Below are 22,246 nucleotides of genomic sequence, written 5' to 3'. Positions count from 1 at the left end.
AGTGCTGCAAGGACCGTGCTCAACCCAGCGAAGCGAGGAAGCCGCGCCAGCCGCCGTAGGCCGTGATGTCGAACGCGCTGCCGCCTGCTGCCACGCCACGCGGCTCGCAGACGAAGCCGCGCTCCTGCGTGCCGTCGGACAACTCCACCGTGCCGAGCGCGAGCGGCGGGCCGACCATCTGCAGGAAGCTGCCGCCGTGCGCCGCGTCGATCTCCCACACCTCCACGTCGACCGCGCGACCCGCCTCGGGGCCCACATGCACCAGCGCGGGTCGCGTCGGTGCGTGGCCGGTCAGCGAATAGAGGCGATAGGCCGGCGCGGTGTGCGTGCGCCGCAGCAGCCGGCCGGCGCGTTCGGTCAGCTGCCAGTTCAGCGCCAGCCCGCTCATGTGCGCGCCGACGACGACCATCCGCAGCGGCTGCGCCGGTGCGCTCGCGGCGAGCACCGGCGCGGCGCCGATCGGCTGGCGCATCACGCCGGCGGTCGGTTCGAACACGCGCGCCAGCGTGGCCGCGAGCCCGGCCAGCGCGAAATCGCTGAACGCCGGCCCGATCAGCGTCACGCCGGCCGGCAGCCCGTCAGCGCGCATCGGGCCGGGCAGTGCATGCGCGGCCATGTCGAGCAGGTTGACGAAGTTGGTGTAGTGGCCGAGCCGCCGGTTCGGCTCGAACGGATCGGCCTGCAGCGCGGCCTGCGTCGGGTGGGTCGGCGCGCTCGGCACCACCAGCACCGCCACCTGCGCCCACATCGCGGCGGCTTGCCGCTGCGCCGCGGCCAGCGTGTACTGCGCGTCGAACAGCTCGTGAGCGGCCGGCGCGCGGCCGCTGCGCACGATCGCCGCGACGGTGGGGTCGGCGCCGGGCGGATGGCTGTCGAGGAAGGCACCGACCGCGGCATAGCGCTCGGCCACCCACGGCCCCTGGTACAGCAGCGCAGCGACGCGCGCGAGCGGCTCGAACGGCACCGGCACCAGCTTGCAGCCGCGCGCGCGCAGGTGCTGCAGCGCGGCGTCGAAGGCGTCGCGGGCCTGGGTGTCGCCGAAGAACTCCAGCGGGTCGGGCATGCCGACCACCAGGTCCTGCAGCGCATCCAGCCGCAGCCGCGGCGGCAGCGCCGTGCGGCTGAACGGATCCTGCGGATCGGGCCCGGCGGCCTGGCTCGCGACCGCCCAGGCGTCTTCCGGGGTCAATGCGAACACCGAGATGCAGTCGAGGCTGCGGCAGGCCGGCACCACGCCGGTCGACGGCAGCCAGCCCTTGGTCGGCTTCAGCCCGCTGATGTGGCAGAAGCCGGCCGGCACCCGGCCAGAACCCGCTGTGTCGGTGCCGAGCGCGAACGGCACCTGGCCGGTCGCGACCACATAGGCCGAGCCCGAACTGGAACCGCCACTCACATGCGCCGCATCGAACGGGTTCGGCACCGCGCCGTACGGCGAGCGCGTGCCGACCAGGCCGGTCGCGAACTGGTCGAGGTTGGTCTTGCCGACGGGAATGGCGCCGGCATCGACCAGCCGCTGCACCGCGGTCGCGTGGCGCGCGGCCGGGCCGGTCGCGAAGCCCGGGCAGGCGGCCGTGGTCGGCAGCCCGGCCACGTCGATGTTGTCCTTCACCGCGAACGGCAGGCCGAACAGCGGCAGTCGCTCCCACGGCGCCGCGCCTTCGCCGCGCGCGCGGGCATCGCAGGCATCGGCTTCGGCCAGCAACTCGGCGTCGGTCCGCGCGGCGATCCAGGCCGAGGCCGCGTGCCGTGCACGCTCATGCAGCACGCGCTCCATCAGGCGGCGCACCGTCAGGGTGCCTTCGCGCAGCGCCTGCTGCAGTTCACGCAAGGTCCGTGGCTCGAGGGGCATGGGGTCGGGCTCCTGAATCGTGAATGCGATCTTGTATGCAAGTTGCGAGCCATGGTTTTCCCTCATGTTGCGTGGGTGCCGATACGCTCCTTCGGGGGTGTTTCAAAGCGGCGCGGGATCGATGCACGAACGTACACTTTTCGATTCCCCCACAGCAGCACGGCCACGCATGAAGGCGATCTCCAAGAAGGTCCCCCGCAAGACCACCCCGAAGCCTGCGCCGAAGCTCACGCCGCGCAGCGGCGCCAAGGCCGTGCGCAAGCGCGTGCCGGCCGCGGCGGTCACCGTGACCGACACGTCGGTGACGCTGCAGATGGTGGCCGACCTGGCGGGCGTGTCGTCGAGCACCGTCTCGCGCATCCTGAACGGCAGCGCGAAGGTGAGCCCCACCAAGCAGCAGGCGGTCGATGCCGCGATCGCCACGCTGGGCTTCATGCCGAACCCGGTGGCGCGCGGGCTGGCCGGCGGGCGCACGCTGAGCATCGGCGTCGTCACGCAGTCGATCGACAGCCCGTACTACGGCGAAGGCCTGCGCGGCATCGAGGCGGTGCTGGGCGCGGCCGGCTACATGCCGCTGTTCGCGAGCGGCCACTGGACGGCCGCCGACGAGAAGAAGTGCGTCGACCTGCTGCTGTCGCGCCGTGTCGACGGCATGATCATGTTCACCGGCCGGCTGCCCGACGAGATGCTGATGCAGGTGGCGCGGCGCGTGCCGACGGTGGTGACCGGGCGCCAGCTGTCGGGCCCTGGCCTGTACAGCCTGAACTTCGCGAACGTCGAGGCCGCGCGCATGGCGACGCGGCACCTGATCGAGCTCGGCCACCGGCGCATCGTGCACATCCTCGGCCCGCGCGACCATGCCGATGCCCGCGAGCGCAAGGAGGGTTACCGCCGCGCGCTGAAGGAGGCCGGCATCGCGTATGACCCGACGCTGGTGGTGCAGGGCGATTTCAACGAGGCCAGCGGGCTGAAGGCGGTGAGCCACTTGATCGAATCGCGCATCGACTTCAGCGCGATCTTCGCGGCCAACGACCAGACGGCGTATGGCGCGGCGCTCGGGCTGTACCGGCGCAACCTGCGCATCCCGGACGACGTGGCCCTGGTCGGCTTCGACGACCTGCCGGGCTCGCAGTATTCGATCCCGCCGCTGACGACGATCCGCCAGCCGATCTACCAGCTCGGCGAGCTCGGTGCGATCGCGGTGCTGGCGATGCTGCGTGGGGAAGCGCCGGAGGGCGAGCTGCCGCCGCCGTTGCTGGTGACACGCGAGTCGACGCGGCAGTTGAAGCGCTGAACGGAAGAATCCGTTCGCCCTGAGCCTGTCGAAGGGTTGGTGCCGGGGCGGGAGGGGGCTGGTAACGGTTCCACACACCTTCGACAGGGCGCGTCGACGACATCGCGTCTGCGGATCGGATCCATCGACTTCGCGCAGAGGAAACCTGGCGAAAAACGTCGAGATTCGAACGATGGAACCGGTTTCACCTTGATCGCCGCACGGTGCGTTTCCTGCATGCCTTGTGTCACCGCGCTGGCGCGAACAATTCGACACAGGGGCAGTAGATGGAGAAGCGGTTGATCACGAAGAGCAGGCTCGCGATGCTGGCAGCCTGCGTGGCGCTGGCGGCATGCGGCGGCGCGAAGGACGATGAGGCCGCGCCGGCACCGAACAGCGGTGCCAATCCGCCGGCCCCTGCGCCCGCACCTTCTCCTGCCCCGGCTCCGGCGCCTGCGCCATCTCCCGCACCTTCCCCACCGCCCGCACCGGCACCGGCCCCATCGCCTGCGCCAGCACCGGCCCCCGCCCCCGCGCCCGCGCCATCCGCCGCCGCGCTCGCGCTGCCGATCGAAGTGCTCGGCGCCGGCGCCCCGGACGCCCCGACCATCGTCGCCATCGACCTGACGCTCGACGCCACCGCGGCCGCGCAGGCCACCCGCCTGGCAGTGCAATGCCACCGCTGCGGCTTCTACAACTCGCCCGAGTACCAAGCCCTTTCGAAGCCGGCGACGAAGATCGCCGGCAGCCTGCGCATCGTCGGTGCGCGCAACGGCAGCGCCGCGCCGTGGATCGACATCAGCGACGCCGCCATCACGCTGCCCGACGTCGAGCGCTCGCACGGCGGCGTCAACGGCGGGCTGCTGACGATCCGCTTCAGCGTGCCGCTCGATGCCACCACGCGCGGGCGGCTGGTGGCCTCCGGCGGGAACCGCATCGAGTTCCGCTTCAACGGCACCGATGGCAGCTCCAACGGCTACCGCATCCTCGACCTGCAACTGCAGGACGACAGCGGCAAGAACCTGCTGGCGATGACCAGGCAGTGGGCCGACATCGGCGCCGAGAAGACGGCCGGCCGCACCGCATCGGCCGACTCGACCGCCGGCCAGGCGCTGTGGAGCGGCACCAACCTGCTGGTGAAGTCGCCGATCGTCAACCTGAAGATCCGCGCCGCCTGTTCGTCGTGCCACGCGAGCGATGGCCGCGACCTGCAGTACTTCAACTTCTCGAACAACTCGATCGTGCAGCGCTCGCGCTTCCATGGGCTGAGCGAGACCCAGGGACGGCAGATCGCCGCGTACCTGCGCGCGGCGCTCTACGACAAGGTGCCGCACGTCGCCCAAGCCACGCCGTGGAATCCGCCGTACCAGCCCGGCCCCGGCCTCGACAGCAAGCCGATCGCCGAGTGGGCAGCAGGCGCGGGCCTCGATGCGGTGCTGCCGGATGCGAAGTCCTTCGTCAACGTGTTCACCGGCAAGCCCGCGAACAGCACCGCCGCGGTGACGCAGCCCGAACTCGATGCCGCGATGGACCCGAGCCCGGGCAAGCTGCTGAACACCCGCGAGATGCCGGTACCGCTGCAGTTCCCGGACTGGAGCGCGTGGCTGCCGATCGAGAGCCCGCTCGACATCTGGGCGCCCGAGGCCGGGCAGACGCAAGGCCTGTTCGAAACCAAGGGCGACGACGGCTCGAACCCGATCAAGGTCGTGAAGCGCATCAGCGACTTCCTGAAGGCCAACAAGAACCCGAACGGCCAGTACGGCGACTGGAGCCACCTGACGCCCGAGCTGCGCGAGCGCGCGCAGGCCTGGCTGGGCGACGTCGGCGGCAAGACCATCGACTTCGCCGGCGGCGGTCGCGGCTCGCGCGTTTCCGGCGATCCAGCCAACCCGTATGGCGGCGAGATCGGCGGCAAGAAGCTGCAGGCACTGATGTCGGCGCAGACCGCGAGCGCGGCCAACCTGCCGGCGGCCTTCACGAAGGAAGCCTTCATCGAACGTGCGCTGTTCGGCGTGATCCGCTGGATGGGCGTCAAGCAATGGGAGCTGGCCCACACCTACGGCCTCGAAGGGCCGCAGGACGTGCTGCACGGCTCGCGCAATGCGAGCGGGCAGTGGGTGGGTGTCGGCGAGAAGCGTGGCTGGCCGTTCAGCTGGCCCAGCGTGTTCTACATGGCGCCGCACATCCTGTACGTGCCGGTGAACGGCCGAGAGAACTACTTCTCGTGGGAGCCGCGGCTGGTGTCGTTCTACCGCACGAACCAGTGGTACCAGCTGCAGATGACGGTGAACCCGGGCTGGCCGGGCGCGTCCGAAGGGCCGATGGACTGGCCGTACCACATGGGCTTCACGACCGCGGTGGTCGACGACCTGGTGACGGCCAAGGCACCGGCCGCGGTGTCGGCGATGCACCTGGCGCGCTACTTCCAGGTGCGCACCAAGCTCGCGCAACTGGCCAACACCAACCTGCCGTTCAACGTGCCGGACCCGACCGACCCGAACAACCTGTTCAAGAACAAGGGGCTGCAGAGCAAGGCCGATCTCGCGAACCACAAGCTGGGTGTCGGTGAGGTGGTCGACCGCGGGCCGGACGACTACGAGAAGACGCGCTTCCGCCAGCTCGACGCGGTGACGCCGGGGCTGCACCTGATGTTCATCAACAGCACGATCTCGGCCTACAACACGCTGTATGCGAACACCACCTACGAGCAGTGGCGGCGTTGCGATCCGAATGCGATGTTCGGCACCGAGTCGGAAGTCAAGTCGGGTTTCCGGTTCTGCCTGGATGCGAAGCGCACGCCGCTGCCGCTGAACAGCAAGGGGCAGCCGCACCTGGTGGGCGGCTGGGTCGACTGGACGACCGAGCAGTACACCAGCTGGAGCGTGATCTCGGCGCGCAACCATGGCGCCGAGGCGCAGCGGCTGAAGACCTTCAGCGACTGGACCACACGGATGTGGCCCAACTGATCACTTGCTCCAGCGCAGCACCAGCGGATCCAGCCGCCGCGCCGCATCGAGCAACCCGGCGCGCGTGGCCGGGTGCATCGGCGGATACGGATGCCGCGGCGCATCGCACGCGATGACGCCGCCTTCCTTCATCAGCGCCTTCGCGCTCAGGAAGCCGCCCTGGCGGTTCTCGAAGTTGATCAGCGGCAGCCACTTCGCATAGGCCGCGACCGCGCCCTCGCGATCGCCCGCCGCGAAGGCATCGACGATCTGCCGGATGCCGTCCGGGAAGCCGCCGCCGGTCATTGCACCGGTGGCGCCGGCATCGAGGTCGGCCAGCAGCGTGATCGCTTCCTCGCCGTCCCACGGGCCCTCGATCGCATCGCCGCCCAGCGCGATCAGGTCGCGCAGCTTCGCGGCCGCCTGCGGCACCTCGATCTTGAAGTAGCGCACGTTCGCGGTCTCGCGCGCGATCCGCGCCAGCGTGGCCGCGCTCAGCGTGGTGCCGCTGACGGGCGCGTCCTGCACCATGATCGGAATCGTCAGCGCCTCGGACAGGCGCGAGAAGAACTCAATCGACTGCCCCTCCGGCACGCGCAGCGTCGCGCCGTGGTACGGCGGCATCGCCATCACCATCGCCGCGCCCTGCTGCTGCGCCCGCAGGCTGCGCTCGATGCACAGCCGCGTGCTGAAGTGCGTGGTCGTCACGATCACCGGCACGCGGCCGGCCACGTGTTCGAGGATGGTGGTCGTCAGCAGCTCGCGCTCGGCATCGGCGATGACGAACTGCTCGGAGAAGTTGGCGAGGATGCACAACCCGGTCGAGCCGGCATCGATCATGAAATCGACGCAGCGCTTCTGGCTCGGCAGGTCGAGTTCGCCGCTGTCGGTGAAGGTGGTGGGCACCACCGGGAACACGCCCTGGTATCGCGCAGTCATGGCTGGATCCTCGTTGGGTAGCAGATGTCGCAGTCGAGCAGTTTCTCATTTGCCAAAGCGATCGTCGCGCTGTTCCAATCGCGCCCCATGACATTGCCGATCGTCCTCTCGCTGCTCGCGCTCACCGCCCTGGTCGCCGTCTTCTGGTTCCGGGCCGAACGGGTCAGGCGCACGCACCCGACACACGCCGCGTCACAAGAGTTGCCCGGCATGCGCACCGAGGCCGCTCCGCTGCGGCTGGATGCACCCGACGTGCCGCCGTTCGCACTGCAGGAGCACATGGGCCTCGTCGATGGCCTGCCGTTCATGGACTGGCGCGCCGCTCACGCGTGGATCGACGGCATCGCTGATGAATCCGAGCGGCAACGCGCCACCGAACAAGCACAACGGGCCTGGCTGCTGCACCTGCGCGATGCCTTCGGCGATCACTTCCGGCTGTACGAGACCGAACAGGCCTGGGTGCTGTCGTCGCTGGAGAACCGCGTCGTGCTGGCCACGGCCGCCTACGTGGCCCGCACGCGCGAACGTGTCTCGCGCGTGCTCGGACGGCTGGCCGGCCAGGCCGCGCAGCAGCGCAGCATCGTGCTGGTGATGGACCACGACGAGGACTACTACGCCTACGTCGCGTGCTACTACCCCGACCAACCCGCGGATGGCGAGGTCTTCGCGTTCAGCGGCGGGATGTTCGTGCACGCGGGATGCCCGCACTTCCTCGTCAAGCGGGCCGACCTGACGGCGATCGAGCCGGTGATCGCCCACGAGATGACGCACAGCGCGCTCGCGCACCTGCACCTGCCGACCTGGCTGGATGAAGGCCTGGCCGTCAACACCGAGCACCGCCTGACCGGCACGCCGCGGCTGATCTACACGCCGCACGAGCTGCAGCGCATGCACGAGCGCTTCTGGGGCGAAGCGGAGGTTCAGCAGTTCTGGTCAGGTCGTTCGTTCCACCGGCCCGATGACGGCAACCTGCTGTCGTACGAGCTGGCGCGCATCCTGGTGCGGCAGTTGTCGCGCGACTGGCCGTTGTTCGAACGCTTCGCGCTGGCCGTGAGCCAGGGCGATGCCGGCGCCGGGGCGGCGCGCGAGGTGCTCGGCATCGAGCTGGGCAGCTCGGTGGCCGCGCTGATGCACCAGCCTCACGCCCTCGGGTGGTCACCCGAGCCGGCGCGCTGGGAGGGGCCGGCGCGCACCGGCTCGGCTGACGAAGACGTCGAGGCCGGCGCCGTGACGCCGGCCTGAGCCGTCACACCGGCGGCGGGTTGCGTTCGAAGCTCTGCTGATGCCAGTACGGGTACGGCCTCGTCACCGCGCTGGCCTCGTCGAGCTGCTTCATCTGCGCGGGGCTGAGCGACCAGCCGATCGCGCCGAGGTTGTCGCGCAGCTGGGCCTCGTCGCGCGCGCCGATGATCACGTTCGCGACCGTGGGGCGCTGCAGCAGCCAGTTCAGCGCGATCTGCGGCACGCTCTTGCCGGTCTCCTTCGCGACGGCGTCGATCGCGTCCATCACGCGGAACAGCTGCTCGTCGGGCACCGGCGGGCCGAACTCGGCGGTCTTGTGCAGGCGGCTCTGTGCCGGCAGCCCGGTGCCGCGGCGGATCTTGCCGGTGAGGCGGCCCCAGCCGAGCGGGCTCCAGACGACCGCGCCGACGCCCTGGTCGAGCGCCAGCGGCATCAGCTCCCATTCGTAATCGCGGCCGATCAGCGAGTAGTAGGCCTGGTGCGCGACGTAGCGCGAGATGCCCAGCCGCTCCGACGCGGCCAGCGACTTCATCAGGTGCCAGCCGGAGAAGTTCGACACGCCGATGTAGCGGATCTTGCCGGCGCGCACCAGGTCGTCGAGCGTGCGCAGCGTCTCTTCGACCGGCGTCTGCGCGTCGAAGCCGTGCAGCTGGAACAGATCGATGTAGTCGGTGCCGAGCCGCTTCAGCGAGGCGTGCACCGCATCGAGCAGATGGTGGCGCGACGAGCCGATGTCGTTCGGCCCGCTGCCGAGGCGGAAGGTGGCCTTGGTCGAGAGGATGAGCTTGTCGCGCCGGCCGGCGATGGCCTGGCCGAGCACGCTCTCGGCCGCGCCGGCGGAGTACACGTCGGCGCTGTCGAACATGTTGAGGCCGGCTTCGAGGCAGATGTCGAGCAGGCGGCGTGCGCCGTCGGCATCGGTCTTGCCCCAGGCGCCGAAGAACTCGCCGCCGCCGCCGAAGGTGCCGGTGCCGAGGCTGAGAACGGGGACCTTGAAGCCGCTCGAGCCGAGTCTGCGATGTTCCATGCGAATCTCCATCAGGTGGTGTGCCCTGATTGTTGACGATCCGGTACATGCATGCCTTCTGAAGCGCACGATGACGGCGAGCCGATCCAGGCCACCGGCTCTTCCGGCGGGACAGGCCGGTCAGCTTCTCAGGCGCCCTTCAGGTGATGCGTGTCGTTCGACGATTCGAGGACCCACTTGCTGGTGTTCACCGGCAGGTTCCACTGGGTGATGGAGGTGTAGCCGGCCGCAGGGTAGGCGCGGCGGAACGTGGCGTCCCCATAGCCGAAGAAGTGCTGGAAGGCCACCTGGATCACACCGCCATGGACGACGAGCACGACGGTTTGCCCCAAGTGCTTCTTGACGATGGCATGCAGCGCCGATTGCACGCGGGTACTGAACTCGATGGCGGTTTCGCAACCCTCGACGAAGCGATGGAACGGCCGATCGCGGTCGATCAGGCCTTGCCAGGTGGCTGCGAATTCGGATTCGTCCATGTGCCCATCGCCGCTTCGCCATTCTTCCAGGTCTTCTTGCAGCACGGCGGGCAGGCCAAGCGCTGGGGTCAACAGAGCCGCGGTTTGGCGGGCCCTCGGCAGGGTGCTGGCGTAGAAGGCGTCGGGCTTGATTTCCTTGCTCCGGCGGAGTCGGTCGGCGAGCGCTTGGGCTTGCCGCTTCCCCTCGTCTGAAAGCCCGAGGTCGACGCGTGGGCCGGCGTTGTCGACTTGGCCTTCGTTGTAGGCGGCGTGGCGGATCAGGAAGATGGAAGTCATGCGTGGCCGTTTCGGGCTATGCCAACGATTCGATGATCGGCGTGGGCTCGACGCCGATCGCCTTGCAGATCGCCAGGAACTCGATCACGTCCAGCTGCCGTTCTCCGCTCTCGTACTTCGACACGAAGGACTGCGGGCGCTTGAGGCGGGTTGCGACCTCTGCCTGAGTCAACTCGGCGTCCAGGCGCGCTTGTGTGAGCAAGCGGCGAAGGCTTTCGTAGGCGGAGGAGGAAGGCGCGGCACGAATCACGCGCAGACGTTAAATCCCGATTTAGAATATCCCATTTCGGGATTTGTGACTCTGGCGCTTGCGCAGAGGGTCCTCTGACGAAAGGGAAGTGCAGATGCCTGGCAACAGATCGAAGTCCCGCCGTCTTCTCGATCCTGACGACGGCCCTGCTACCGAGGACGATGAGCAGAATGCGCCCCTGTTCCAGCCCTTCCGCTGGACCGACCCGAAGACCGATCACCTGCAGATCGAAGCTCGACCGTTGAATCAGCTGATCGAGAAGGTCATCGACGTGACCGACGGCGTGCGCGCAGTGATGTGCGTGCTGGAACGGGATGGCTACAGCCGCGAGGACGACGCGCCGCCGCTGCTTGATTCGGTTCGACAAGGGGCGCTGCGGCGTCTAGGGATCACCTCTTTGCTGCTCTTGAGCGATGAGGCAACCCGGCTGGGTGACTGGGTGCAGGTTCGCTACGAGCAGCAGCGTCTTGAACCACGACGCTCAGGCAAGCGGAAGAGATCGAAGTTTGCTTGAGGGCGTGTGCGTTTTGAGACGCTTCGATCCACAGCCGCGTTTTAGTTGGTCAACGCGGCGATGGCCAACAACACCGGCAACCCGGAATGGATTCGTCGCCTGGTGCTCGTCTCCGATCCGCGCCTGGACGAGGTGTCCGAGACGGCCTGGTATCTCGCAGCGGACCCGAACCAGCACGACACCATCGTGCGCGCCTACCTGGCCGGCGAGCCGCGTCCGTACCTCGAAGAGAACAGCGAATTCGAGCGTGACGCCATCGGGCACAAGTGCCGCCTCGATTTCGGCGTCGGCGTGACCGACTACCGCGGGCTGTACAAGAACTCGGGCAAGTAAGCAGGCACACAGGCGGCGGGCGAGAAGTTGGCCATAGCCCAGCGCCTGTGCGGTCCTCGGGGGCGAGGGCCGCAAGCTCCAGAGACCATGGCTGACACCCTCTGAGACGTTGCCCGGAAGCAGCCCTCAGAAGCGCGCACCAGGGACGCCACGCATGCTGTGAGGTGCGCAACTATCAACGCAAGGAGCCGACTTCGGGAGAATCGGCTCCTTGTTCATTGGTGTGGACTCTTTCAGCCATCCGAGAAATCGAGGTACCTGCGCCCCTCGGACTCACCGCGCAACAACAGCGTGAGACTTACGCGCTTGAATAGATGCACATCCGCGACCGGTCGCAGCAGGGCGGGGGCGCAGCTCCTTTCGCGCCGTGGATGGCACAGAACACCGACCGTTGACGGAGCAAGAGTCCCCAGTGAAAGTCAACGAACTGCGCTTCCAGCTGTCCTCAGTCGAAAGTCTGTTGTCCTCAGTTGCACTGAGGACACGCAAACCTTGCATTCATGCGGGCTAGCGCCAGATTTGGACGTCTGTCCTCAGTGCCCTCAGTGAAAACTGATGTAGGCAAGAACGCCAGCCGCCCGGCGTCACTTGTCGACCGTCATTCGAGGCTTGAGCTGTTCGCGAGCGTACAGTCGACTTCAACGAGGAAGGCGAGCTATGGGCAAACTGCAAAAGGCAGATCCAGCCGGGATCGATCTGAACCTAGTTGCGGACGTTGCGAAGCAACTAGCAATAGAGAGTGATCGTGGAAGTGTCGTGCTGGGTGTCGCTTGGATGGAGGAGGAATTGACCCGGCTGCTCAAGGCACGCTGCTTGCCGTCGACGAAAACAGATAAGGGCGACGAACTTTTCGGAGTAAGCGCTCCAGTGGGAACGTTTTCGGCCAAGACGCTTTTGGCATGGCGCCTCGGCTTGGTCAGCGATGAGACGAAGTTGAAACTCGATGCATTTCGGAAGCTTCGGAATGAATTCGCCCACCTTCGCAACCCGATTACCTTTAGTACTCCAAACATAAAGGATAGGATTGACCATCTCTTTGGCCTAAACCTCGACATAAGTGCCGGAATGTGGAATGTCATGCTGAAATCAAAAGATTTCGCTCCTGTTCGTGAAAAATATAAGCTAAGTGGTGGTCCCGAGCAGTTGGTGAAAGTCTTAGGGCCGCGATCCCTCATTCATTTTCATATTTGCGTTGTCGTGGCGGGTCTATCGTACGCAGCTGACGCGGCTACCACGATAAAGCCGAGTGTACGTATGCGTGCAGTTGTTGGAGAGATTCCTCGTGATGGTGGAGCGAGCCCCTCCTCTAGCGGGTCCTCCCGCGATACCTCAGATCAAGGGTAATTCGAACCCCGATCGCTCTCTAGTTCCCGGGCTGCCCTAGGGGGGATGTATTTGGTGCAACGCTTTGGCGACCGATGATCGTGGACCAAGGTGATGTCACCATTTCCACGCGCTGGCATATGCTGCAAAATATCGTTACGTTCACCTACCGATGGATTTTTATGAAGTCATTTAGCGAACGCAAAGGGATTGTCTCGCCATCTGAGACGTTTCAGGTTTCAAGCATGAATGAGGAACTTCGCAATTCCATTTGGAATGTCTTTGACTTGAATGTATGGGGGAGTGAACGCTTCATGTGGGCGAATCATGGCGTGCCTGGAATTAATGCCTTTTCCCGGGGGTTGTGGTTCGACTTCTACAAGAAGCCGATGGACACGCGCCCTGAGACAAGCTCAGAAATCTTGGCGCAGATCCGGAAAAAATTCTTCGCCTCTACGTGGAACCAGATATATGACTTCATCGAATATGTTGTTCAAACGTTCCCGCGTTCTTTCCCACGACTGGAGAAGCACCTCAATGAGGTGCTCGATCGCGAGTTGGCGGGTTATCGAATAATTTCTGGATTTGTTGTCGATGTGACGAACGAGCAAGAGGTTCAGCTGCTAGAGGGTGCGCTCTCCGATGGCCGGTTCTCGGGCGTCACTGCGCACTTGCAACGCGCTTTGGAGTTATTGGCTGATCGCGAGAATCCCGATTACAGAAATTCGATCAAAGAATCGGTTTCTGCCATCGAGAGCATTGCGCGCATCGTTGCAGAAAATCCAAAGGCGACGCTGCCGGACGCGCTCAAGGCTCTGGAACGAAGTGGTCGTCTGCACACGGCCTTGAAAGATGGCTTCATGAAGTTGTATGCCTACACCAGCGATGAGCAGGGCATTCGCCACGCCATGCTGGAGGTGCCAGAACTGACGCCGGCGGACGCAAAGTTCTTCCTCCTGTCGTGTACGTCGTTTGTCCAGTACTTGAAAGCACAACTCTCTGCGTAGTGGGGAACGGATGGGGGCTACGCGGCGGCGGCCAAGGGGAATCGCTCGACTGCCTCGAGAGCCATGAGGGCCGGGTAGCTTTGAAGCGTCGGGAAGCGGCTGCGGTAGTCCAGAGTTCGAATTCCTTCTGCACATCAAGCTCATGGAGCCAACATCCCAAGTGCTCGACCGACTCAATGCCGACGGCCCGCCCGTTCACCGACACCTCGAAGATGGCTGCGTCGTCTCCTTCGATCGGCTTGTCGAGCCGCGGCACTTGTTCTCGCTCAGAGATCCCGCACTCGGCGCTCCACCATCGATCATGCCCGTTGAACAGGGAGCCCGAGACACGCTCGATGTGCTGGACAAGCGCACGCGCCTCGTCCCAATCAGCGCACACCAGCCCGTACAACGTGAAGTGGATCTCCGAAGGCGGCCAGTCCCAGGCAGCTTTGCCCCAGACCTGGGTCGATTGCCTTTCGAACAGCTCTCGGAATGCAATGAGCCAGGGCTTCGGCCAGGGAAATGACTCGTCCTTCTGCGGCAAGCGTTCGACCTCGACGTCACATCCGAAGTAGCCGCAGGCCACGTCGCTTCCGATGAAGATCGGCAGATCAATGTGAACGAAGGAAGTCACTGCGGTTCTTGCGCTCGCGCTGACGGGTCGACGTGTGCCGCTCATCCACCCGCATACGGCCCCTTGACCTCGCCCCAGCCCCACATCGGCATCGGCGCATCAGGATCGACGCTCGCCCCCGGTTGCGAGTTGATGACTGCAAGGCGCGATCCCCACTCCAGGTAGCCCACGAGTGCCGAGCGGAACTCGGGATCATCGGGCATGCCGAGTTCGTCGGCGGTCGACAGCAGCAACTCCACCCAGCGCCGGCGCTTGTCCTGCGTCAGGTGCCGGTTCAGGTGCTGGCGAATCATGTGCGGGTGCCCGCCGTGTGCCGCCGAATAGGTCGCCGGGCCGCCCAGCACCTCCGCGAGGAAGGCGGCCACGTGTGCAGGGTGCTCCGCGCCCATGTGCGCAAACACCGGCGCGAGCAACTCGTCCTGTGCGACGCGCTCATAGAAGCGCGTGGTCAGCCGGTTCAGCGCATCGATGCCGCCGAGCCACTGGTACAGCGTGGGAGTCGATGTCGTCATCTTCAGGATTCCTGTCGAGTGGGTGTGCATTGGACCTTGACCGCCGTCGCGTAGTCAGCCGGCGTGCGCCCGACGAGCCTGCGAAAGTCCGCGATGAAATGCGCTTGGTCGAAGTAGCCGAGATCCTGTGCCAGCGCTGCCCACGAGACCGGCTCGCCGGCCAGCACTCGAGCGACGGCCTCGTGCAGCCGGTAGCGCTGGATCACCCATTTGGGGCCGACTCCCACGTACTCGGCGAACAGCCGTTGCAGCGCGCGCAGCGTCAAGCCGTGGCGTTCGGCCAGTTCGGCGGCAGCGATGAGCTCGCGGTCGTTGACGATCGAGTCGACGATGTGCGCCGCCAGCAGCGCCTGCGGGTCGGGCGTGGGGACGCGTGGCGCGAGGAAGCGCTCGGCGGCCTCCACGGCATCGCCCATGTCTTCATGCCCGAGCACGTCGGCCAGCCCCTGCGCAGCGTTGCCGAACAGCTCGACCAGCGGCATGTGGCGGTCGGCCAGTTCGGACACCGGCCGTTGCAGGATGCCGCGGAAAGCGCCGGGCCGGAACTTGATGCCGAAGGCCTGCGAGTCGCCCTCCAGCAAGGTCGTCCAGCGGCCGGTGTGAACGCCGTGAGCGGCCATGCGGCCGGGCTCGACGACGATGTGCACGTTCGGATGCGGCAACGTCTCCTGCACCTGCGGTGGTTGGCCAGCAAGGCGCCAGCGAACGCGCCAGAAGTGCTCGACGGTGTCTGCGAGCCCAGGCGTCGGCGCAAACCGCTCGTGCGTGAAGGCGCCCTCAGCCACACGGTGCAGCACGCCGCGCGCCTGCTGCGTGACCGGTCGTCGCGTTTTTCCAATCGGCAGCGCGGGAGTGGGCATTCCAATGCGGGCATCGCCAAGTCCGGACGATGATGCCATGTCCCGCCACCGCGTCTTCGCACCCATCGACAGGAGATCACCATGAGTTCACACCACTCCACCGGCCCCTTCGAGGTGTCGCTCGCGCCGCAGCCGCTCAGCGACGTGGCCGCGCCTGCGGGCCTCGGGCGCATGTCGCTCGACAAGCGCTTCCACGGCGAACTCGAGGCCACGAGCCAGGGAGAAATGCTCTCGTGGCGCGACGCCGCCAAGACCTCGGGCGGCTACGTCGCGTTGGAACTGGTGCGTGGCACGCTCGCCGGCCGCGAGGGCAGCTTCGTGCTGCAGCACAGCTCGACGATGGCGGCCGGCGTGCCGCAGCAGTCCATCACCGTCGTGCCGGGCTCGGGCACCGGCGCGCTGGCCGGGCTCTCGGGGCGCATGGAGGTCGTCATCGGAGAGGGCGGTGCGCACTCGTATCGGTTCGACTGGGGCCTGCCGGATTGAGCCACTTCCGCAGTTTCGGAGAAGCGCCGGCTAACGGTGAACGATACAAAGGCAGATCCCAACCCAAGGAGATCCCATGTGCCAAGGTATCGAGCTCGCGAGTCGCCATGCAGAACTCGCTTCCAGGTGGAGTCACTGGATCCGCCAGTCCCACCGCTGGCTGTCGATCGCCTTCACGCTGACCGTCATCGCCAACTTCATCGTGCGAGCGCGCGGCGAGCCCCCCGCGTGGGTGACCTACTCGCCGCTGCTCCCGCTCTTCCTGCTGCTGTTCAGCGGCCTCTACATGTTCGCGCTGCCGTATGCCAGGCGCTGGCGCAGCACCGGTGGCCGTCGCACAGCTGCCTAGTCATCCAGGCTGCCCATCGTCAGGTTCACGGTGGTGCCCGTCATGCCGCTGGCGCGGTCTGACGCCATCAGCGCCGCCATGTCCGCCACCTCCCGAAGCGCCATCACGCGCCGCGGGTGCGTGGTGCCGGCGAGGTAGCCGTTGAACTGCTCCCAGTTCAGGCCCATCAGCGGACCCTTGATGTCGAAGAGCTCGCGCATCGTCTTCGTCTCCGGCAGCCCATGCGGCCGCAGGTTGACGACGCGGATGCCGTGCGGCGCCAGTTCGGCCGAAAGGTCGCGCGTGAGCGCCTCCTTGGCGGCGGTGGCCGAGCCGTAGCCTCCGTTCAAGCGCGTGCCGCTGCGCGCGGGCAGCGCGGTGACGGTCATGATCACCCCCGACTTGTTGCGGATCATGTGCCGTGCCGCCAGGCGCGCGGTGATGAAATACGAGCGCGTGTAGGCGGCGATCGGCAGCGAGAAGCGCTCGGCGTCCAGCTCGATCAGCGGCACGCCGAAGATCTTCTTGTCGGAGACGCCGATCGCGTTGAACGAGATGTCGACGCGGCCCCGTCGCTCGACCAGCGATTGCAGGTGCGCCTGCACCGCCTGCTCGTCGAGCGCATCGACCTCGGCCACCTCGGCGCCGCCACCCGCGGCGACGATGTCGCGGGCCGCTGCCTCCAGCGGCGCCTTCGCCCGCCCGGTGAGCACGACGCTCGCGCCTTCGGTCGCGAAGGCCCGTGCAACCGCGCCGCCGATCGCCCCTGCGGCGCCATAGATCACGGCCACCTTGTCTTGCAGAATCATGGTCGGTTCCTTTCGGTGTTTCGATGGATGGATGAAAGTGCGACGGCCCTTGCGCATCGGCGCCGTCGTCGAGATAGACACCGGCGCGTCGGCAAACCGGGCGCACGCCGAGCGCCCAGTTCGCGCCCTTCGCGGTGTCCATAGCCCAAAGGAGGTGCGATCCGATGACAGCCGACCTGATCTCTCGTGCGCGGGCCGGCGATGCCGACGCGTTCCGCGCATTGACCGAGCCGCACCGGCGCGAGCTGCTGGTGCACTGCTACCGCATGCTCGGCTCGCTGCAAGACGCCGAAGACGCGTTGCAAGACACGCTGCTCAATGCCTGGCAAGGCCTGGCGGGGTTCGAGGAGCGCGCGTCGATGCGCACCTGGCTCTACCGCATCGCGACGAACCGCTGCCTCAACGCGCTGCGCTCGGCCAGCCGTCGGCCCGCGATCGAGTGGAACGTGCCGGGCGTCGAGCCGCCGGAGCCGACGCAGCTGGGCGAGGTGGCGTGGCTCGAGCCCTATCCCGATGCGATGCTCGATGCGGCCATCGCGGTGCCGGTCGGCCCCGAGGCGCGCTACGAGCAGGCGCAGTCGATCTCGCTGGCCTTCGTCGCGGCGCTGCAGGTGTTGCCGCCGCGCCAGCTCGCGGTGCTGATCCTGCGCGACGTGCTCGGCTTCCACGCGAACGAGGTGGCGAGCATGCTGGAGTCGACGGTGGAATCGGCAAACAGCGCGCTGAAGCGGGCGCGTGCCAGTTTGCAGCGGCGATGGGCGCCGGGTGCGGGACGCGCGGGGCCGGTGGGCGAGGTGTCACGCGCCGAGGCGGCCATCGTCGCGAAATTCGCCGATGCGTATGGCGCCGGCGACCTCGACGCGCTGGTCGCACTGCTCACCGACGACGTCTTCATGTCGATGCCGCCGATGCCGCTCGAATACCGCGGCCGCGAGATCGTCGCGCGCTTCTTCCTGCTGGTCTTTCGCGCGAACCGCCGGTTTGCGCTCATGTCCACGCGCGCGAATGGCCAGCCGGCTTTTGGTGCCTACCTGCGCACACCTGATGGTCCGTTCCCCGGGGTGGGATTGGTGGTGCTCACGCTCGACGGTGAGCGCATCAGCGCGATGAGCCGGTTCGACGGCAGCTTGTTGCCGTGGTTCGGGTTGCCGGCGTCGCTGCCGGGTCCGCAGGCAATCACGCCGTGCGCAGCATTGCCCGCGTGACGGTGCCGCGAGACCGCAACGCGGCAGGGCCCTTTCATTGCACGGCGCAGGCTGTTGCGCTTGAATAGCTGACGGGCCACGGAGGTCCGAAGGGAGCGACGATGAACGACATGAAGCGCTGGCTCGCCACTCTCGCAACGCTGGCCGCGATGGCCGCCCACGGGCACGCGGCCACAGGCTCGGTCGAATTCACGCTCGATGGTCTTCCGTCGCTCGCAAGCGATGCCGCCGCAGCCGACGCCTCGGGTGCCGCTGGCTATTGGATCACCGACAACCGCTATTCCAGCAGGATGACCCTGATCCGCGACTGGAAAGATGCGGCGCCCACGCTCGTCGCGTCCTACCAATCGACGGACCCCGGCGCCACGGGCCTGGCCGGCGCCCCGTTCGGTGACGCCCAGGGCCAGCTTGCATGGGCGCCAGACGTGGAGATGTCCGCGGGCTCGCACTTCCACGAAGGCAGTATCGGCATGTCGTGGCAGGTCCTGTCACTCAGCGACATGGGCCTCGCCAACCTGAACTGGGGGCGCTCCTTCGCCCTCAATCCCCATTCGTCGGTCACGCTCGCCGGGACCCTGAGCTACAACTACAGCGGAGGCCCGCTCGAAGCCCGCTACGAGAGCCACCTGACTCCGGTGATGGCGGGCAATGAACTGGGCGTTGCATCGCTGCGTTTCGAGGGGCGAGAGACCGACGACACGCCGGGCGACAACCACAACATGTTCGACTTCTATCTGCTCGGCACCATCCACTATGACGACCCGCGCAACGGCACGCGTGGGCAGGGCGGGCAGTTCACGGCGGATGACGTCGCGTACAGCGTCGATTCCTTCGGGCATCTGTCGATGACGGTCTTCAACCGATCGAGCGAGGTCCTGTTCGGCAGCTTCGACATCGACAGCAGCATCAGCAGCCTGCCGATCGCCGATGTTCCGGAGCCGTCGGTCTGGATGGCAATGCTGCTGGGGGTGGGGCTGATCGGTCTGCGGCGAAGGTCGGGCAGCGAGGCAGACCTGCTCATCCGCTCTTCGTGATGAATGCGGCTCGGCACTTGAGCGGTCTGGCGGCTTGAGGGCAAACTGGGAACGATGCCCGATCTGCCCTACCAACTGCTCGCCAACGCCGTCCTGATCCTGCACATCGCCATCGTGCTGTTCGTGGTCGGCGGGCTGGTGCTGATCGTCGCCGGCAATCTGCGCGGCTGGCGCGTGGTGAACTCCCTCTGGTTCCGGCTGCTGCACCTCGCGACGATCGGCATCGTCGTCGCCGAAGCCTGGCTCGGCATCGAATGCCCGCTGACCACGCTCGAGATGTGGTTGCGCGCCCAAGCCAAGGTCTCGACCTATTCAGGCGGCTTCATCGAGCACTGGCTGCAGTCCGTGCTGTTCTGGGATGCGTCGCCATGGGTGTTCACCGTGGCGTACTCTGCGTTCGGGCTCGCCGTTGTCGCTGTCTGGTGGCGATTCCCGCCGAAGCCTGTCGGTCGACGCGAACCCGGCGCAACCCGCGTGTAAGGTCCGCTTGGCTCGACACGACCCAGACCGACACGACCCTCAGGAGCGCTTCGATGATCACCCCCACCCGCTCACCCCGCCGCCGCTTGCTCGCTGCTGCCGCCTTGCTGGTCGGCACCGGCGCGGTGATGACCCTTTCCGCCATGGCCGGTGGCATGGGCGGCGGCGAGGCCCGGCTCGTGCCGCCGTTCGCCCCCACCACGACCGCGGCAGCCGCGACGGCTGCCACCGAAACCGCCGTCCTCGCCGGCGGCTGCTTCTGGGGCGTTCAGGCCGTCTTCCAGCACACCAAGGGCGTCACCAACGCCGTCTCCGGCTACGCGGGCGGTGAGGCGTCGACGGCCGTCTACGAATCCGTCGGCAGCGGCTCCAGCGGCCATGCCGAGGCGGTGCAGGTCACCTACGACCCGAAGCAGGTCAGCTATGCCCAGCTGCTGCAGATCTATTTTTCGGTGGCGCACGACCCGACGCAGCTCAACCGCCAGGGGCCGGATTCCGGCACGCAGTACCGCTCGGCGATCTTCCCGGCCAACGACGACCAGGCCCGCACCGCGCGCGCCTACGTCGAGCAGCTCGACAAGGCCCACGCGTTCAAGTCGCCGATCGCGACCCGCATCGAGACCGGCCGCCGCTTTTTCCCGGCCGAGGCCTACCACCAGGATTACCTCGCCCGTAACCCGCGGCAGCCATACATCGTGTTCAACGACCTGCCCAAGCTCGACGACCTGAAGCGCCTGTTCCCGCAGGCCTGGCGCGCCGAGCCGGTGCTGGTGGCGGGCAAGTCGGCCGCCGGCTGAGCCCGATCCACCAGGGCAAAAAAAAGCCAGCGGCCCGTGGGGACCGCTGGCGAGATCAAGTTGGCAGTGGCAACTGCTGTGCGGATCATACTGTATAAAAAAACAGCCTCGCGCTGATCTCCCCAGTCAGCACGCAAACCATTCACAGATCTTTACCCCCCAGCCAATCCCGCTTCACCCCCGCCCGCGACCATTCATTCCATCGACCCGCCCCCCAAGGGTCCTGTTGGAGAAAGACGATGAGCGACGTGAGCACTTTCGACGCGCTGCCGCAAGAAAAGCCGCGCGGCCTCAAGCGCCTGCTGGGCGGCATGCTGCTGGCGGTGGCCGGCACGCTGGCCCTCTCGGCCTGGGCCCAGGACCCGTCCCCAGGCCCCGGCTTCGGCCACGGCCCCCGCATGCACCACGCCGGCATGGGCGGCCCCGGCATGTTCATGGGCCGGCCCGAGCAGATCAACCGCATGGTCGATCGCATGCTCGACGGCGTCGGCGCCAGCGACGCACAGCGCACCCAGATCAAGCAGATCGTGCAGGCCGCGGCCACCGACCTGAAGACCCAGCACGAATCCGCCAAGGGCCTGCACGACAAGGGCATCCAGCTGCTGGCCGCGCCCACCATCGACACCGCTGCCGTCGAATCGCTGCGCCAGCAGACCGAGGCCCAGCATGACCAGGCCAGCCGTCGCATCACGCAGGGCCTGATCGACGTCGCCAAGGTGCTGACGCCCGAGCAGCGCGCCAAGCTGGCCCAGCGCATGAAGATGCGCGAAGACCAGATGCGCGACCGCATGCAGCGTTCGCAGCGCGACAAGCCCGCCCAGGCCCCGAAGTAATTCGCCGGGCCCATGACGGGCCGCAAGTTGTGATCTCATTGCGACCTGCCACTTCCAGTGGCCCGCGGCCCGGTGCCGCGGGCCCTTCGGCCTTGGAGGCTGACCGACCCATGACATCCCGCGTGCTGTTGATCGATGACGATGCCCGCCTGTCCGCGATGGTGGGCGACTACCTGCGCGGCTCCGGCTTCGAGGTGGAAACCGCCGGTTCGCTGGCCGCCGGCCGCGAGCGCCTGGCCGGTGCCGGCTACGACGCGCTGGTGCTCGACCTGATGCTGCCCGACGGCGACGGGCTCGACCTGTGCCGCGAGCTGCGCGCCAACCCGCGCACCCGCCAGTTGCCGCTGCTGATGCTGACCGCCCGCGGCGAGCCGATGGACCGCATCGTCGGCCTCGAGCTCGGCGCCGACGACTACCTGCCCAAACCCTTCGAGCCGCGCGAGTTGCTGGCGCGCGTGAAGGCGCTGCTGCGCCGTGCGACCCCGCCGACCTCGCCCGACGAGGTGCTGCGCTTCGGCCGCCTCGAGATCGATCTCGGCGAGCGTGTCGCCCGCCTGGGTGGCGTGGCCTGCGACCTCACCAGCCACCAGTTCGACCTGCTGGTCGTGCTCGCGCAAAGCTCGGGCCGCGTGCTGTCGCGCGACCAGATCATGGACCTGCTGAAGGGCCACCCGCTCGAGGCCTTCGACCGCTCGATCGACGTGCACATCTCGCGCATCCGCGCGGTGATCGAAGACGATCCGAAGAACCCGCGCCGCGTGCTGACGGTGCGCGGTGCCGGCTACGTGTTCGCGAAGAAGCAGGACGCGGAGGGCGCCGACTGATGATCCCG

23 protein-coding genes are annotated in these 22,246 nt (G+C 67.0%); 15 read left to right on the top strand and 8 right to left on the bottom strand.

What is annotated here, in order from left to right; translation table 11 throughout:
- Positions 1 to 19 precede the first annotated feature (19 nt).
- Positions 20 to 1,849 (bottom strand): allophanate hydrolase, encoded by a 1,830-nt coding sequence (gene atzF, locus BUE42_RS21795; protein WP_073467397.1) that lies wholly within the window; start codon positions 1,847 to 1,849, stop codon positions 20 to 22.
- Between the two features lie 169 nt (positions 1,850 to 2,018).
- On the opposite strand from atzF, the gene BUE42_RS21790 reads away from it, so the two are divergent.
- Together BUE42_RS21790 and BUE42_RS21780 are read left to right on the top strand one after the other, a co-directional pair.
- A complete protein-coding gene (locus tag BUE42_RS21790; RefSeq protein WP_235002523.1) occupies positions 2,019 to 3,143 on the top strand; it encodes a LacI family DNA-binding transcriptional regulator in 1,125 nt (374 codons plus the stop codon).
- Between the two features lie 278 nt (positions 3,144 to 3,421).
- Complete coding sequence (locus BUE42_RS21780) at positions 3,422 to 6,088, top strand: hypothetical protein (RefSeq protein WP_159445474.1); 2,667 nt, start codon at positions 3,422 to 3,424, stop codon at positions 6,086 to 6,088.
- Here BUE42_RS21780 and BUE42_RS21775 read toward each other — a convergent pair whose 3' ends face one another.
- Complete coding sequence (locus BUE42_RS21775; RefSeq protein ID WP_073467394.1) at positions 6,089 to 7,006, bottom strand: dihydrodipicolinate synthase family protein; 918 nt, start codon at positions 7,004 to 7,006, stop codon at positions 6,089 to 6,091.
- Positions 7,007 to 7,093: 87 nt separating this feature from the next.
- Here BUE42_RS21775 and BUE42_RS21770 point away from each other — a divergent pair, with 87 nt between their 5' ends.
- Positions 7,094 to 8,248, top strand: coding sequence for a hypothetical protein (locus BUE42_RS21770; protein WP_143171679.1), 1,155 nt, complete (start codon positions 7,094 to 7,096; stop codon positions 8,246 to 8,248).
- A gap of 4 nt (positions 8,249 to 8,252) precedes the next feature.
- Here BUE42_RS21770 and BUE42_RS21765 read toward each other — a convergent pair whose 3' ends face one another.
- The 3 genes from BUE42_RS21765 to BUE42_RS21755 all read right to left on the bottom strand — a co-directional run bounded on the left by BUE42_RS21765 (position 8,253) and on the right by BUE42_RS21755 (position 10,277).
- The gene (locus tag BUE42_RS21765) at positions 8,253 to 9,275 is read right to left on the bottom strand and encodes an aldo/keto reductase (protein WP_073467472.1); all 1,023 of its coding nucleotides are present in this window, start codon (positions 9,273 to 9,275) and stop codon (positions 8,253 to 8,255) included.
- 128 nt (positions 9,276 to 9,403) lie between these two features.
- Complete coding sequence (locus tag BUE42_RS21760) at positions 9,404 to 10,027, bottom strand: histidine phosphatase family protein (protein ID WP_073467392.1); 624 nt, start codon at positions 10,025 to 10,027, stop codon at positions 9,404 to 9,406.
- A 16-nt stretch (positions 10,028 to 10,043) separates the two neighbouring features.
- Positions 10,044 to 10,277, bottom strand: a complete 234-nt coding sequence (locus BUE42_RS21755) for a helix-turn-helix domain-containing protein (protein ID WP_369822983.1) — start codon at positions 10,275 to 10,277, stop codon at positions 10,044 to 10,046.
- A 94-nt stretch (positions 10,278 to 10,371) separates the two neighbouring features.
- Between BUE42_RS21755 and BUE42_RS21750 the strand changes: the two genes are divergently transcribed.
- The 4 genes from BUE42_RS21750 (at position 10,372) to BUE42_RS21740 (ending at position 13,454) form a co-directional block, all read left to right on the top strand.
- Complete coding sequence (locus BUE42_RS21750; RefSeq protein ID WP_073467391.1) at positions 10,372 to 10,791, top strand: hypothetical protein; 420 nt, start codon at positions 10,372 to 10,374, stop codon at positions 10,789 to 10,791.
- Between the two features lie 60 nt (positions 10,792 to 10,851).
- A complete protein-coding gene (locus tag BUE42_RS21745) occupies positions 10,852 to 11,124 on the top strand; it encodes a phage major capsid protein (protein ID WP_143171678.1) in 273 nt (90 codons plus the stop codon).
- A 657-nt stretch (positions 11,125 to 11,781) separates the two neighbouring features.
- Positions 11,782 to 12,468, top strand: a complete 687-nt coding sequence (locus BUE42_RS32510; RefSeq protein ID WP_143171677.1) for a hypothetical protein — start codon at positions 11,782 to 11,784, stop codon at positions 12,466 to 12,468.
- A gap of 74 nt (positions 12,469 to 12,542) precedes the next feature.
- On the top strand, positions 12,543 to 13,454 hold the full coding sequence (locus tag BUE42_RS21740; protein ID WP_143171676.1) for an AbiJ-NTD4 domain-containing protein: 912 nt from the start codon (positions 12,543 to 12,545) through the stop codon (positions 13,452 to 13,454).
- Between the two features lie 657 nt (positions 13,455 to 14,111).
- On the opposite strand, the gene BUE42_RS21735 is transcribed toward BUE42_RS21740, so the two are convergent.
- Both BUE42_RS21735 and BUE42_RS21730 read right to left on the bottom strand, forming a co-directional pair.
- On the bottom strand, positions 14,112 to 14,582 hold the full coding sequence (locus BUE42_RS21735) for a group II truncated hemoglobin (RefSeq protein WP_073467389.1): 471 nt from the start codon (positions 14,580 to 14,582) through the stop codon (positions 14,112 to 14,114).
- 2 nt (positions 14,583 to 14,584) lie between these two features.
- Positions 14,585 to 15,442 carry an AraC family transcriptional regulator gene (locus tag BUE42_RS21730; protein ID WP_073467388.1) on the bottom strand — a complete coding sequence of 286 codons (858 nt, stop codon included), beginning with the start codon at positions 15,440 to 15,442 and terminating at the stop codon, positions 14,585 to 14,587.
- Between the two features lie 81 nt (positions 15,443 to 15,523).
- On the opposite strand from BUE42_RS21730, the gene BUE42_RS21725 reads away from it, so the two are divergent.
- Together BUE42_RS21725 and BUE42_RS21720 are read left to right on the top strand one after the other, a co-directional pair.
- Positions 15,524 to 15,928: a DUF3224 domain-containing protein gene (locus BUE42_RS21725; RefSeq protein WP_073467387.1), complete on the top strand. Its 405-nt coding sequence runs from the start codon at positions 15,524 to 15,526 to the stop codon at positions 15,926 to 15,928.
- Positions 15,929 to 16,004: 76 nt separating this feature from the next.
- Positions 16,005 to 16,277 (top strand): hypothetical protein, encoded by a 273-nt coding sequence (locus tag BUE42_RS21720; RefSeq protein WP_073467386.1) that lies wholly within the window; start codon positions 16,005 to 16,007, stop codon positions 16,275 to 16,277.
- Here the strand turns inward: BUE42_RS21720 and BUE42_RS21715 are convergent.
- Complete coding sequence (locus tag BUE42_RS21715) at positions 16,274 to 17,065, bottom strand: SDR family NAD(P)-dependent oxidoreductase (RefSeq protein WP_073467385.1); 792 nt, start codon at positions 17,063 to 17,065, stop codon at positions 16,274 to 16,276. The two genes, BUE42_RS21720 and BUE42_RS21715, sit on opposite strands and share 4 nt — an antisense overlap.
- A gap of 164 nt (positions 17,066 to 17,229) precedes the next feature.
- Here BUE42_RS21715 and BUE42_RS21710 point away from each other — a divergent pair, with 164 nt between their 5' ends.
- The 6 genes from BUE42_RS21710 to BUE42_RS21685 all read left to right on the top strand — a co-directional run bounded on the left by BUE42_RS21710 (position 17,230) and on the right by BUE42_RS21685 (position 22,238).
- A complete protein-coding gene (locus BUE42_RS21710) occupies positions 17,230 to 18,270 on the top strand; it encodes a sigma-70 family RNA polymerase sigma factor (RefSeq protein ID WP_073467384.1) in 1,041 nt (346 codons plus the stop codon).
- Between the two features lie 101 nt (positions 18,271 to 18,371).
- A complete protein-coding gene (locus BUE42_RS21705) occupies positions 18,372 to 19,304 on the top strand; it encodes a PEP-CTERM sorting domain-containing protein (RefSeq protein WP_073467383.1) in 933 nt (310 codons plus the stop codon).
- A gap of 54 nt (positions 19,305 to 19,358) precedes the next feature.
- On the top strand, positions 19,359 to 19,784 hold the full coding sequence (locus BUE42_RS21700; protein WP_073467382.1) for a DUF2784 domain-containing protein: 426 nt from the start codon (positions 19,359 to 19,361) through the stop codon (positions 19,782 to 19,784).
- A 53-nt stretch (positions 19,785 to 19,837) separates the two neighbouring features.
- The gene (gene msrA, locus BUE42_RS21695) at positions 19,838 to 20,581 is read left to right on the top strand and encodes a peptide-methionine (S)-S-oxide reductase MsrA (protein WP_073467381.1); all 744 of its coding nucleotides are present in this window, start codon (positions 19,838 to 19,840) and stop codon (positions 20,579 to 20,581) included.
- A 239-nt stretch (positions 20,582 to 20,820) separates the two neighbouring features.
- Positions 20,821 to 21,414, top strand: a complete 594-nt coding sequence (locus BUE42_RS21690) for a Spy/CpxP family protein refolding chaperone (RefSeq protein ID WP_083614382.1) — start codon at positions 20,821 to 20,823, stop codon at positions 21,412 to 21,414.
- A gap of 110 nt (positions 21,415 to 21,524) precedes the next feature.
- Positions 21,525 to 22,238, top strand: a complete 714-nt coding sequence (locus BUE42_RS21685) for a response regulator (RefSeq protein ID WP_056810332.1) — start codon at positions 21,525 to 21,527, stop codon at positions 22,236 to 22,238.
- Positions 22,239 to 22,246 lie beyond the last annotated feature (8 nt).

Source organism: Rhizobacter sp. OV335, assembly GCF_900142965.1.
GTDB lineage: Bacteria > Pseudomonadota > Gammaproteobacteria > Burkholderiales > Burkholderiaceae_C > Rhizobacter.
The sequence above is the reverse complement of the archived record's forward strand: the minus strand, read 5'-3'. Positions and strand labels throughout refer to the sequence as shown.